This is a genomic window from Actinoplanes sp. ATCC 53533 (genome assembly GCF_003947245.1).
Map to the genome: position 1 here is coordinate 1 of NZ_QHHV01000324.1, position 12,701 is coordinate 12,701.

Here is a 12,701-nt window from a genome sequence, read left to right on the forward strand (position 1 = left end):
CGGACCGGGCAGGTGAGCGCGGGCCGCCGCCGCAGCGGCCTCGCGCGCCGCGGCGGCCAGCGCCATCGCGGCCCTGCCGTCCGTCGCCAGCCCGAGCAGCGCGGCCGCGGTCGTGCCGGCCAGCTCGGTCACCACCGGTACGAGGTCGACGGTCTCGCCGTCGGCCAGCGGCTTGAGCCCTCGGTCGAGCACCTCGGTCCAGGCCGGGCGCAACCGGGCCACCCCCGCCGCCCCCAGCGCCTCCGCGGTGCTCCGCCGGGCCCGCCGATGCTCGGCACCGTGCTGGTCGAAGAGCAGGTCACCGCCGGTGAGCCGGGCCGCGGCCCCGCCGGTGGTGCCCTCGGCGGTGCGGTCCAGCGGGATCCGGGTGAGCGCGGCCGCGTACGCGCCGGCGTCGTTGACCAGCAGGGTGCGGCCGAGCCGCAGCACCGGCCGGCGCCGGCCCGCCGCGAGCAGCGCGAACAGGATCGGATGGCTGCCGAGATAGACCCGCCGGTCCCGGGACCTGGCACTCATGCCATCGCCTCCGCCGGCGCTCCGGCGCTGACATTCGTCGCACGCGGAGTCGATGATCCGCTCGCAAGCTCGCTCATCGGACGTGTACTTCCGCGGGCCGGTATCGCCGGTCCCAGTGCCACAGCAGCGTCCGGCGGGCGCCCCAGGCCCGCAGCCGGCGCAGGCTCGACTCGACCACGAGGTGCTCGGCGCGCACGACGCGGTCGCTGTGCCGGCGCGCCCGGTTCAGCATGGTCACGTCCTCGGCGCCGTCGCCGAGCGCCTCCCGCGGGGTGCCGCCGCAGCGTTCGTAGAGCTCCGCCGTGATCGCTACGTTGTGCCCGTGCACCAGCACGAACGGGCACCGGTACGCCGGGGAGCGGTGCCGCCACCCGCCGTACCGCGCGGCGAGCCGGACGACGGCGGGGTAGACGCGCCGCTCGGCCAGGCTCGGCCGCTCGTCGCGGCGCGGCACGCTGCGCCCGCACACCAGGTCGGCCTCGTCGAGCAGCCCCCGGCCGGTGGCGACCCAGTCGCGGGCGGGCAGGCAGTCGGCGTCGGTCCGCAGCAGCCGGGTCGCGCCGCCGGCGATGGCATGCCGGAAGCCCGTGTCGGCGGCCGTGCCCGCGCCCGGCTCGGGCTCCCGCAGCACCACCACGTCGCCCGGGAACGCGCCGGCCAGCCCGGCCGTGCCGTCGGTGGAGCCGTTGTCCACGACGACCAGGGTGAAGTCCCGATCGGACTGCGCCGCCAGCGCCGCGAGCAGCCCCGGCAGCAGCACGGCCTCGTCGTAGGCCGGCACGATCACCGCGAGGTCTCTCACGAGCGTGCCGCCAGCCGGGCCGCGGCCGCCCGGTCGGGCTTTCGGGACCGGCCGGCCAGCGGCACCTCGGCCAGGAGCACCGCGTCCGGGCGGGCCGAGCCCATCCGGGCCAGCGGCTCGCGCAGCGCGGCCCGGACGGCCTCCGGCGCGGCGCCGGCGGCGGGCTGGACCACCGCCACGACCCGCTCGTCGCCGTCGCCGGCCGGCACCCCCACGATCACCGCGAGCTCGACGCCGGGGACGTGCAGCGCGGGCTCGTACAGGCCGGGGTAGATGTTCTCGGCGCCGCGCAGGATCATGTCCTTGCACCGGCCGCCGAGCACGACCGTGCCCCGATCGAGCCGGCCGATGTCCCCGGTCGCCACCCACGGCCGCGGCGGCTCGCCGAGGTAGCGGTCCGCCGCGCCGGCCCCGGCGAGCAACAGCTGGCCGTCGCCGTCGACCCGGGCGCGAAGCCCCGGCAGCAGCTCACCCACCAGGTCGCCCGGCCCGGTGAAGGCGGCCTTGGCGGCGCTTTCGACCGCGGCGGCCGGGAAGACCTCGGTGAGGGCATAAACGCCCCAGGCCTGCTCCGCGCCCGCGCGCCGGACCGCGGCCAGCAGGCCGGCGCTGACCGGGGCCGATCCGCTGTAGACCCGGCCGGTGAAGCGGGTCCCGGCCGCCAGCGCCGCGCGCAGCTGCGGGGGCGTCAGATAGGTGGCCTGTGGCGCCAGCCGCGCCGTCTGCCGGGCCAGGGTCCGCGGCCGGCGCGCGGGCAACGCCACCGGCGCGCCACCGGCCAGCGACGGGACCAGCACGAAGAAGGTGCCGCCGAGCACGGCCCGGTCGGGCACGGGACGCACGAGGTCACGCACGGCGCGCATACCCGCGGAGACGCTCGCCCGGGTGTGCACGACCGCGCGCGGCCGGCTGGTCGTACCGGAGGTGAAGACCACCACCGCGTCGCCGTCGCCGTCGAAGCCCGCCGGTGCGGGGCCGCTCGCCGGGGCCAGCCCGGGCGCGGTGCCGGGCAGCCGGCGCCCGACGGTCACCGTGGGCGCCAGCGCCGCGAGGTCGGGCAGGGCGAGCTGGGCGCGGCGGGCCAGGGGAGCGGCCCAGCCGGCGACCGCCTGCGCGGCCGCGTCGGCCAGCACCAGCCGCGGCCCGGCCAGCCGCAGCCGGGACAGCAGCACGTCCGGCCCGGCGGTCGGGTCCAGCACCGCGATCCGCAGACCCAGGTGGTACGCCGCCAGCAGCACCGCCAGCGACCGTGGCCCCGGGCGCACCGCGATGCCGACGGTGTCGCCGGCGACCAGGCCACGCGCGTGCAGGGCGGCCGCGTATCCGCCGGTCAGCCGGGACAGCTCACCGCGGGTGGCCCGGACCACGGTCTGCCCGCCACGCCGGGCGCCGAGCACCGCCGGGCGGTCGTCGTCGTCGCGCAGGCCCGCGATGAGCTCGCCGAGCATCAGCGGGGATCCGCCGTGAGCGGGCCGCTGCCACGGTCGAGATACCACTTGGCGGTGCCGACGATCCCGTACGCCGCCAGCCGGCGGGTCGAATTCTCCACCACCATCGCGCGGCTGTGCCGGATCGCGGTGGTGCTGCGCCGGACCCGGTTGAGGAAGGTCCGGTCGGTCGGTGACGGCCGCCGGGGCATCCCGCCGCAGGCCTGGTACAGCTCGGCGGTGATGGCCATGTTGTTGCCCGCATGCATCCGGTACGGCGCCCGGTAGCCGTCCGCGCGGTGCGCCGGCCGCAGCCGCCCGAAGGTCGCCGCGGCCGCCACCAGCAGCCGGAAGACCGCCCGCCCGGCCGGGCCGTGCTCGTCGCGGCGGGCGGTGATCCGCCCGCACATCAGCCCCGCGCCGCCGGCCAGCCCGGCGCGGGCCGCGGCCAGCCAGCCGGGCCGGGGCAGGCAGTCGGCATCCGTGCGGGCCAGCATGGTGGCCCCGGCCGCGATGGCGTGCCGGAAGCCGGTGTCGACCGCGCAGCCGACGCCCTTCTCCGGCTCGACCAGCACGTGCACCGGGAACGGCGCGGTGAACGCGCGGGCGATGGCCGCGGTGTCGTCCGTCGAGCCGTTGTCGACCACCAGCAGCTCGAAACCGGTGTCGGTCTGCGCCGTCAATGCTGCCAACGTCTGTTGGATCTTGGCCGCCTCGTTGTATGCCGGGACAATCACCCACATCTCGGTGTACTCGGTCATGAAACCTCCCAGACCATGGTCATCAGGCTGACGCCGCCGCCGAGCCCGACGAACAGCACCTTGTCGCCGACGCTCAGGCCCGGACGGATCCGAGCGAGCTGGACGCCCAGCGTGGCGCTGGCCATGTTGCCCAGCTCACCAACGGTCAGCTCCAGCTTGTCCACCGGCACGCCGGCCACCTCGACGAAGCGCTGCAGATAGGGCATCGTCACCTGGTGCACCAGCACCCGGGCGTAGTCGTCCCAGCCCAGGCCGGTGCGGTGGTGCACGCGTTCGACCAGGCCGAGCCCGATCTTCTCGAAGACGCCGCGCAGCTTGTGCCCGTCGCCGGTGAAATAGGTGTGTTCGTCGCCGCGCGGATGCCGCGACCCGCCGCCGAAGATGCCGCCGACCGGCCAGTGCTGCGAGTGCGTCTCGGCGTCCACGTCCAGGATCCCGCCGGTGGCCACCGGCTCGACCAGCACGGCGGCCCCGGCGTCGCCGAAGGTGTAGCCGGCGAACGACTGGCGGGCCTGGCGCATGCCGTCCAGCCGGGGCCGCATCGAGCGGGTCGGCGTCTCGCCGGTCACCACCAGCGCCCGGCGGGCCCGCCCGGCCAGGATCATCGCGCGGGCCAGGTCGATGCCGTTGAGGAAGCTGTTGCAGGCGTTCGTCACGTCGAGCGCGTGCGCCCGGCCGCCCAGCGCGGCCTGGACGACGTGCGCGGTCGCGGGCTCGGCCATGTCCCGGGTCGCCGAGGCGAACAGCAGCAGGTCCACGTCGAGCGCGTCCAGGCCGGCCTGTTCGAGAACCTGCCGGCCGGCACCGATCGCCAGGTCGGAGGCGTATTCGCCGTCGGCCGCGACGCGGCGGGTGGCGATGCCGGTGGCCTGCGCGAACATCCCGGCCGGCAGCGGCAGGCCGCTCGCCACGGCAACGCTGGACTGCAGTTCGGCGGTGCTCACCTGCCGCTCGGGCAGGCAACTGGCCACGGCGGTGATACCCACGCGGGGAACGGTCGTAGTCATGGGCGCCAGCCTTCAGCACTGCCGGGGTGCGCGGCCTGAGTAGAACGGCTCATTCTTTGCGGGCCGGACGCTCAGGCCGTGATCTCTTTCCGGCCCCCTAAGCTTTCGGGCATGGAACCCATCGTCGACACGGTCGTGCTCGTGGCGATCGCCGTGCTCGGCGCGGCGCTGGCCCGGCGGCTCGGCTTCGTCGCCCCCCTGGTCCTGCTGGTGGCGGGTCTCGGCCTGTCATACATGCCCGGCGTGCCGCACGTGGAGGTCGAGCCGGAGCTGGTGCTGATCGGCATCCTGCCGCCGCTGCTCTACGTCGCCGCGCTGCAGACCAACGTCGTCGCGTTCCGCCGCGCGCTGCGCCCGATCCTGCTGCTCGCGGTCGGCCTGGTCGTCCTGACCGCTTTTGTCGTCGGCTTTGTCGTGCACGCGCTGCTGCCGGAGGTGCCGCTGGCCGCGTGCGTCGCGCTCGGTGCGGTCGTCGCCCCGCCCGACGCGGTCTCGGCCACCGCGATTGCCCGCCGCATCGGCCTGCCCCGCCGGGTGGTCACCATCCTGGAGGGCGAGAGCCTGCTCAACGACGCCTCGGCGCTGGTGCTGGTGCGGATCTCGGTCGCCGCGCTGCTCGGCTCGGCCGTCGGCTTCTGGGAGATCGCCGGCGAGGTGGCGCTGAAGGCCGGCGGCGGGGTGCTGCTCGGCTTCGCGGCCGCGATCGGCCTGGCGTGGCTGCACAAGCGGATCGAGGACGCGCTGCTCGACGACGCGGTGTCGCTGCTGACCCCGTTCGTCGTCGTGATCGTCGCCGAGCGGCTGCACACCTCCAGCGTCGTGGCCGTCGTCGTGGCGGGGCTCTACCTGGGCCACCGGATCCCGTACCTGTTGTCGGCGACCTCCCGGCTGCAGATGGACGCGGTCTGGCGGCTGGTCACCTTCCTGCTCGAAGGCGTCGTCTTCCTCATGGTCGGCCTGCAGATCCGCGACCTGATCGGCCGGATCGAGCGGGACCTGGCGACCACGGTCTCGGTCACCGCGGCGGTGTTCGTGACCCTGGTGCTGGTCCGGTTCGTCTGGATGTATCCGGCCACCTACCTGGCCCGGCTGATCCCGCGGGTCCGGGCCCGCGAGGCACGCCCGCCGGCGAGCGTGCCGACGGTCATCGCCTGGGCCGGCATGCGCGGCGTGGTCACCCTGGCCGCGGCGCTGACCCTGCCGCTGAACAAGGACGTGGCCAACGCCGACTACCCGCGCGAGCTGTTCGTCTTCGTCGCCTTCGCGGTCATCGTGCTGACCCTGCTGATCCAGGGCACCACCCTGCCGATGCTGGCCCGGCGCCTCGGCGTCAAGGAGGACACCACGGCCGAGGACGCCCTGGCCGAGGCCGGGGTGCAGCACGCGGCGAGCCGGGCGGCGCTGGAAAAGCTGGAGGCGACGGCCGACGGCGCGCCCCAATCCGTGGTGGACCGGCTGCGGGCGCTGACCGACAGCCGGGTCAACAACGCCTGGGAACGACTGGGCAGCCAGCAGCAGGAGACCCCGTCGGCGGCGTACGTTCGGCTGCGGCGGGAGATGATTACCGCCGAGCGGCACGTCTTCAAGATCGCCCGCAACGAGGGGCGCATCTCCGAAGAGGTGCTCAACCGCGCCCAGCGCGAGCTCGACCTGGAAGAATCCCAGCTGAACCGGAGTGACGATTGACCTGCCAGCACCTCAAGGAAGCCGGGGAACCGACACCGAAGGCGCCGTACGAGGGCGGCTGCCCCGAATGCGTGGCCGACGGCCACCAGGACTGGGTGCACCTGCGCCTCTGCCTGGAATGCGGCTACGTGGCCTGCTGCGACTCGTCGCCGCGCCGGCACATGTCCAGGCACTACGACACCGAGGGGCACCCGGTGATGCGCTCGTACGAGCCGGGCGAGAACTGGAAATGGTGCTTCGTCGACGACCTGCTAGGGGCCTGAGCCGATGCGGATACTGATCGTCGGCGCGGGCGCGACCGGCGGATACTTCGGCGGCCGGCTGGCCGAGGCGGGCCGGGACGTCACGTTCCTGGTCCGCCCGGCCCGGGCGGCCGCGCTGACCGAGCGCGGTCTGCGGATCCATTCGCCGGTCGGTTCTTCGGTTGGTTCGTCGGCTGGGTCCTCGGTCGGATCTTCGGTCGGGGAGAGCGTGATCCCGGTCAAAGTGGTGACCGCCGGCGCGATCGACGGTCCGTATGACCTGATCGTGTTGGCCGTGAAGAGTCACGGTCTGGCGCCGGCGATCGCCGACCTGCGGCCGGCGGTGGGGCCGGGCACGGTGATCGTGCCGTTGCTCAACGGCATGCGGCACATCGACGCGCTGGTCGCCGAGTTCGGGCCGAACCACGTCTACGGTGGCGTCTGCATGATCGCCGCGACGCTCACCGACGAGGGCGACATCGTGCAGCTCACCGGCCTGCACCGGCTCGAATACGGCCCGCTCGACGGCGGGCCGGACCCGCACCTGGCGGCGGTCACCGGGGCCCTGTCGGCGGCGGGGTTCGACTCCGAGGCCATGACCACGATCACCCAGCGGATGTGGGAGAAATGGCTCTTCCTGGCCAGCCTCGGCGTGGTGACGACGTTGATGCGCAGCCCGGTCGGCGATGTGCTGGCGGCGCCGGGCGGGCCCGCCTTCACCGAACGCGTGATGGCCGAGGCGGTCGCCATCGTGACGGCAGCGGGCCACCCGCCCCGCGACCAGGCGCTGACCTTCCTGCGCGACAGCATCACCAACGCGCGGACGGTGCCGACCACCTCGTCGATGTACCGGGACATGCGGGCGGGCCTGCCGGTGGAGGCGGACGCGATCGTGGGCGACCTGGTCGCGTACGCGGAACGGCTGGGCGTGGACGCGCCGCTCTACGCGGCGGCGTACACGAACCTGTCGGTCTACGCCGGCAGCCGGACCGCTTGAGCGTCCCACCCGACTCCGGCCCGATCGGTGCCGTCTTCTTCGACGTCGACGGCACCCTCGTGCCCGGGACGAGCTCGTCGGTCTTCCTGGCGGGCTACCTCGGGCATCGCGACGAACTCGCCGCCGCGGAGGCCGCGTACGCAGCCGGAGCGATGGACAACCGGCAGGTCTCGGAGCTGGACGCCGCCGCCTGGGCCGGCGTGCCCGAGCAGCAGGTCGAAAACTGGCTCACCGGCCTGCAACTGGTCCCGGGGATCACGGAGACGGTGGCGTGGTGCCGGCGACGTAGCCTGGTGCCCGTGCTCGCGACCCTGGCCTGGACACCGGTCGGTCGTTTCCTGGCCGGCCGCTTCGGCTTCCACGCATTCAGCGGCCCGGAACTGGAGACCGCCGGGGGCGTCTTCACCGGCAGGGTCGCCCGCCACTTCGACGAATACGACAAGCGTGACGTCGCACTGGGGCAGGCGCACGAACTGGGACTCAGCCCAGGCGCATGCGGGGCGGTCGGCGACAGCCGGTCAGACCTGCCGCTCTTCGCCGCTGTCGGGGTGAGCGTGGCGTTCAACGCCTCGGCGGACGCGCGCACTGCGGCGACGGCCACGGTGGACGGCGACGACCTCCGGAGCGTGCTCCCGGTCCTGGGCCGGCTGGTCACCGCCACCCGCTGACGGCCCCCGGCCCTTCGCAACCGCCATTTCCGCAACCGCCATTTCCGCTGCTGACGGTTCAGCCGCTGACGGTTCCGTTGCTGACGGTTCAGCCGCCGACGGTTCCGCTGCTGACGGTTCAGCCGCTGACGGTTCCGCTGCTGACGGCGAGGCCCCGACCCGACCTGGCCCGACTCGACCCCGATCCTGCCGTGATGCCGGCCGCAGACAAGCCGGCTCGATCCCAGTTAGTCCTCATTTTCCCCCAGCCAACTGCTGGCGGTCTTGTGGTGGTGTGGTTACGCCCTCCGTGCCTACACGCATCAAGGTTGATCGAGGGTCGGCGGCCCGGCGGGGATCTTGTGGTGGTGTGGTTCGCTCGCGCCCGCACTCATCAACGTCGATTCAGGGTCGGCGAGACCGCGAGGATCTGGCGGTGGTCGGGGCACGCGTCAATCCCGAACTGCCACCGCACACTATCGGCCCAGCTATGGGTGAGCGCGGCCCGACCGGACATGGCTTATCCGAGTGCGCTCTGCTGGCCGGCTCGACCCGGACCGGATCTTGTGGCGGCGCGGTCTGCTCCGCGCCCGCGCGCATCAACGTTGATTCAGAGGTGGTGACCGGCTGAGGATCTTGTGGCGGCTCGGCCGGCTCCGCACCACCACGACACACATCATCGGTCCACGTCGGGCGGCCGGCTTGCTCAGCCGGAGCATCTGCCCGAAATACCCGGCATAACGCCCACGACCCGGGCGCTTGACAGCGGAGCACCGAAGGGACCTTGTCGAAGTCTCCGAGGGCGGCCAGGGGTCACTGTTGTCAGGATTTCAACGCGATGCCCTCGTGCGGATGCTTGTCGGCGCCGTCCGAGCTAGATGCCGACGAATCGGACCCTACAAAATCACAATCAATCAGTATCAAAAACCTATATAGCCAGCCGGGAGAGCCCGGCCTGCTTGGCTCGCCCGGCCTGCTTGGCTCGCCCGGCCTGCTTGGCTCGCCCGGCCTGCTTGGCTCGCCCGGCCTGCTTGGCCTGCTTGGCCTGCCCGGCCTGCTTGGCCCGCCCGCCTTGCCTGGCCTGCTCGCCCTCCGGGCCTGCTTGGCCCGCCTGCCCGCCCGGCTCGGTTTGCCCGCCCGGCTCGGTTTGTCTGCCCGGCTCGGCCGGTTGTTGGTGGTCAGCGGCGGTTGTAGAGGCGCATGGTCAGGGTGCCGAAGATCAGCACGAAGGCGGCGCTGGCGATGAGGGTCCAGGTGATCTCGGCGGGGTCCCAGGCGCCGGCCATCATTGAGCGGACGCCGGTCACCAGGTGGCTGATCGGGTTTACCTCGACGAAGGCTTGTAGCCAGCCTGGCATCGTGCGCGGGTCGACGAAGACGTTGCTGAGGAAGGTCAGCGGCATCAGGACCAGCATGCTGACGCCCATCACCGATTTCTCGGAGCGCAGGAGCAGGCCGAACATCGTCCAGACCCAGGAGAAGGCGAACGAGAAGACGACCAGCAGGCCGATTGCCGCGACCACGCCGGTCACGCCGCCCGCCGGGCGGAAGCCGAGTGCCAGGCCGACGCACATGATCACGGCGGCGGCCAGGATGTAGCGGAGCACGTCGCCGAAGATCATGCCGACCAGCGCCGCCGGCCGCCAGACCGGCAGGGTGCGGAAGCGGTCGAAGACGCCTTTCTCGATGTCTGTGTTCAGGCCGACGCCGGTGTACATGGTGATCATGACGACGCTGGTGACCATGATGCCGGGCAGGAAGAACTGCAGATATTCGCCGGTGGAGCCGGCCAGGGCGCCGCCGAACAGGTAGGTGAACATCAGCGTCATGATGATCGGGAACGCGGTGACGTCGAAGAGTTGCTCGGGGACGTGCTTGATCTTCAGGATCGCGCGCCAGCCGAAGGTGAGCGAGGCCGACAGGGCGCTCGGCCGCCGCGGCCTTTCGTCTCGGGTCAGCACCGCGGCGAGCGTCTCGGCCGACGGGGCGTAGGCGACGGGTGCCTCAAGATCGCTGGTCGTGGCACTCATGCGGTGACCTCCTGCGGCTCGGGTGAGCGGTCGGTGAGGGCCATGAACACCTCGTCCAGGCTGGGCTGGCCGAGGGAGAAGTCGTCCACCACGATCCCGGCCGTGGCCAGCGCGGCGAGCGCCCGGGCCGCCCGCTCGGCGGCACCCTGCTCGGAGCCCGCCGCCCGGGCGGTCAGGGCCACCGGGTCGGCGTCCAGCTCGACCGCGGTCTCCAGGGTGGCGGCGAGGATGCGCTCGGCGGCGGCCCGCTGGCCGGCGTCGCGGATCCGGACGTGGATCGTCCCCGCGCCCACCGACGACTTCAGCTCGCCGGGGGTGCCCTCGGCGATGACCCGGCCGTGGTCGATCACCGCGATCCGGCCCGCCAGCCGGTCGGCCTCGTCCAGATATTGCGTGGTCAGCAGGACCGTGGTGCCGTTGGCGACCACCACCCGGATGATGTCCCAGACCTGGTTGCGGCTGCGCGGGTCGAGGCCGGTCGTCGGCTCGTCGAGGAACAGCAGGTCGGGGGTGCTGAGGATGCTCGCGCCGATGTCGAGGCGCCGGCGCATGCCGCCCGAATACTTCTTCACCTGCCGGTCGGCCGCCTCGGTCAGGCCGAATGCCTCCAACAGCCGGGTGGCGCGCTCTCGGGAGCGGGGGCGCGAGTGACCGAGCAGGCGGGCCAGCAGGACCAGATTTTCCGCGCCGGTCAGATCCTCGTCGACCGAGGCGAACTGGCCGGTGAGGCTGACCCGGGCGCGGACGGCGTCGGACTCCGAGACGATGTCGCTGCCGAACACCCGCGCGCTGCCGCCGTCGGGGCGCAGCAACGTGGCGAGCATGCGCACCACCGTGGTCTTGCCCGCTCCGTTGGGGCCGAGCAGGCCGTAGACGGTGCCGGCCGGCACCGTCAGGTCGACTCCGTCGACCGCGCGGTTGGCACCGAAGATCTTGACGAGACCCGAGGTCTCGATGGCCGGTGCGCTCATGGTGTGGACCTTTGACTGCCCATGGACGCATCCTGCCGGACCGGTGTGACATTTTCTCCCGACCGGCGTCGGACCCCGACCGGCCCCCGTGGGCCGACTGACCGGTGGACCCCGATCGGTGGACCCCGACCGACGGACCCGACCGACGGACCCGACCGGCCGACCGGCGGACCCCGACCGGCTCGTGGAGCCCGATCGGCGGCCGTGAGCCGCGCCACATCGCTGATCGCGCCAAACCTCTCTTTCCGGGGAATGCGCTCGTCGGAACCGGGGAATGCGCTCGGCGGAAGAGGGAAGTGTCTGAGGGGAACCGGACAGTCGCCGGAAAGGTGTCAGCCCCATCGGTGAGAATGACCGCTGGCACGGCCGCGCAGGATTGAGCGTCGAGCGGACGGGGGAAGACTGAACCCGCCCGCGGCGAGGCCCTCGCGACCGCAGGGCACGGACGGTCGAGGGTGGGAGCAGCACATGCAGGTGTGGCCGGGTCACCGGTATCCACTGGGCGCGACGTACGACGGCACGGGCACCAACTTCGCGATCTTCTCGGAGGTCGCCGAGGCGGTGGAGCTCTGCCTGTTCGATCCGTCGGGCAACGAGCGGAAGGTCCAGCTGCACGAACAGGACGCGTTCGTCTGGCACGCCTATCTGCCGGGGGTCGAGCCCGGGCAGCGCTACGGCTACCGGGTGTACGGGCCGTACGACCCGTCCCGGGGGCTGCGCTGCAATCCGCACAAGCTGCTGCTCGACCCGTACGCGCGGGCCGTGGACGCGGACATCGCGTGGCATCCCTCCCTCTACGCCTACGACTTCGACAATCCGGACGAGATGTCGGATCTCGACTCGGCGCCGCACATGGCCAAGGGCGTCGTGGTCAACCCGTACTTCGACTGGGGCAACGACCGGCGCCCGGACATCCCGTACCACCACTCGGTGATCTACGAGACGCACGTCAAGGGCCTGACCGAGCGGCACCCGGAGGTGCCCAAGGACCTGCGCGGCACGTACGCGGCCATCGGGCACCCGGCGATCATCGAGCATTTCAAGAAGCTCGGGGTGACCGCTGTCGAGCTGATGCCGGTGCACCAGTTCGTGCACGACAATCGGCTCGCCGATCTCGGACTGCGCAACTACTGGGGCTACAACACGCTGGGCTTCTTCGCGCCGTACCACGGTTATTCGGCGATGGGCTCGCTCGGCCAGCAGACCCAGGAATTCCGGGGGATGGTCAAGGCGCTGCACGCGGCCGGCATGGAGGTCATCCTCGACGTCGTCTACAACCACACGGCGGAGGGCAACCACCTCGGCCCGACCATGAGCCTCAAGGGCATCGACAACCGGACCTACTACCGCCTGGTCGACGATCAGCCCAATTTCTACATGGACTACACCGGCACGGGTAACAGCCTCAACGTGCGCAGCCCGCAGAGTCTCCAGCTGATCATGGATTCGCTGCGGTACTGGGTGACCGAGATGCACGTCGACGGCTTCCGGTTCGACCTCGCCTCCACCCTGGCCCGGGAGTTCTACGACGTCGACCGGCTCTCCACCTTCTTCGAGGTGGTCCAGCAGGACCCGGTGGTCGGGCAGGTCAAGCTCATCGCGGAGCCGTGGGACG

11 protein-coding genes and 1 pseudogene are annotated in these 12,701 nt (G+C 72.3%); 5 read left to right on the forward strand and 7 right to left on the reverse strand.

The features are described 5' to 3' along the window. From DMB66_RS55590 to DMB66_RS55610, 5 genes and pseudogenes are all read right to left on the reverse strand, one after another. Positions 1 to 516 (reverse strand): annotated as a pseudogene (locus tag DMB66_RS55590) (cytochrome P450); the annotation flags it as partial. Positions 517 to 589: 73 nt separating this feature from the next. Then, positions 590 to 1,318 (reverse strand): glycosyltransferase, encoded by a 729-nt coding sequence (locus DMB66_RS55595; RefSeq protein WP_125812099.1) that lies wholly within the window; start codon positions 1,316 to 1,318, stop codon positions 590 to 592. Continuing rightward, a complete protein-coding gene (locus tag DMB66_RS55600) occupies positions 1,315 to 2,766 on the reverse strand; it encodes a class I adenylate-forming enzyme family protein (protein ID WP_125812100.1) in 1,452 nt (483 codons plus the stop codon). Before DMB66_RS55600 ends, DMB66_RS55595 begins: the two co-directional genes overlap by 4 nt. Further along, complete coding sequence (locus DMB66_RS55605; RefSeq protein WP_199753215.1) at positions 2,766 to 3,506, reverse strand: glycosyltransferase; 741 nt, start codon at positions 3,504 to 3,506, stop codon at positions 2,766 to 2,768. The genes DMB66_RS55600 and DMB66_RS55605 overlap by 1 nt, the downstream gene beginning before the upstream one ends. Next, positions 3,503 to 4,492, reverse strand: a complete 990-nt coding sequence (locus tag DMB66_RS55610) for a 3-oxoacyl-ACP synthase III family protein (protein ID WP_233625542.1) — start codon at positions 4,490 to 4,492, stop codon at positions 3,503 to 3,505. Before DMB66_RS55610 ends, DMB66_RS55605 begins: the two co-directional genes overlap by 4 nt. A gap of 132 nt (positions 4,493 to 4,624) precedes the next feature. Here DMB66_RS55610 and DMB66_RS55615 point away from each other — a divergent pair, with 132 nt between their 5' ends. From DMB66_RS55615 to DMB66_RS55630, 4 genes are read left to right on the forward strand one after another with little or no spacing between them, the layout of a single operon-like run. Further along, complete coding sequence (locus DMB66_RS55615) at positions 4,625 to 6,199, forward strand: Na+/H+ antiporter (RefSeq protein WP_125812102.1); 1,575 nt, start codon at positions 4,625 to 4,627, stop codon at positions 6,197 to 6,199. Continuing rightward, the gene (locus tag DMB66_RS55620; RefSeq protein WP_125812103.1) at positions 6,196 to 6,462 is read left to right on the forward strand and encodes a UBP-type zinc finger domain-containing protein; all 267 of its coding nucleotides are present in this window, start codon (positions 6,196 to 6,198) and stop codon (positions 6,460 to 6,462) included. The genes DMB66_RS55615 and DMB66_RS55620 overlap by 4 nt, the downstream gene beginning before the upstream one ends. A gap of 4 nt (positions 6,463 to 6,466) precedes the next feature. Next, a complete protein-coding gene (locus DMB66_RS55625; protein ID WP_125812104.1) occupies positions 6,467 to 7,438 on the forward strand; it encodes a ketopantoate reductase family protein in 972 nt (323 codons plus the stop codon). Then, positions 7,435 to 8,106 (forward strand): HAD family phosphatase, encoded by a 672-nt coding sequence (locus DMB66_RS55630; RefSeq protein WP_233625543.1) that lies wholly within the window; start codon positions 7,435 to 7,437, stop codon positions 8,104 to 8,106. The genes DMB66_RS55625 and DMB66_RS55630 overlap by 4 nt, the downstream gene beginning before the upstream one ends. Before the next feature lie 1,157 nt (positions 8,107 to 9,263). Here DMB66_RS55630 and DMB66_RS55640 read toward each other — a convergent pair. Together DMB66_RS55640 and DMB66_RS55645 are read right to left on the reverse strand one after the other, a co-directional pair. Next, complete coding sequence (locus DMB66_RS55640; RefSeq protein WP_125812105.1) at positions 9,264 to 10,115, reverse strand: ABC transporter permease; 852 nt, start codon at positions 10,113 to 10,115, stop codon at positions 9,264 to 9,266. Next, positions 10,112 to 11,086: an ATP-binding cassette domain-containing protein gene (locus tag DMB66_RS55645; protein WP_125812106.1), complete on the reverse strand. Its 975-nt coding sequence runs from the start codon at positions 11,084 to 11,086 to the stop codon at positions 10,112 to 10,114. The genes DMB66_RS55640 and DMB66_RS55645 overlap by 4 nt, the downstream gene beginning before the upstream one ends. A 468-nt stretch (positions 11,087 to 11,554) precedes the next feature. Between DMB66_RS55645 and DMB66_RS55650 the strand changes: the two genes are divergently transcribed. After that, positions 11,555 to 12,701: glycogen-debranching protein (locus DMB66_RS55650; RefSeq protein ID WP_255441567.1), on the forward strand; the 1,147-nt coding region annotated here is incomplete at its 3' end.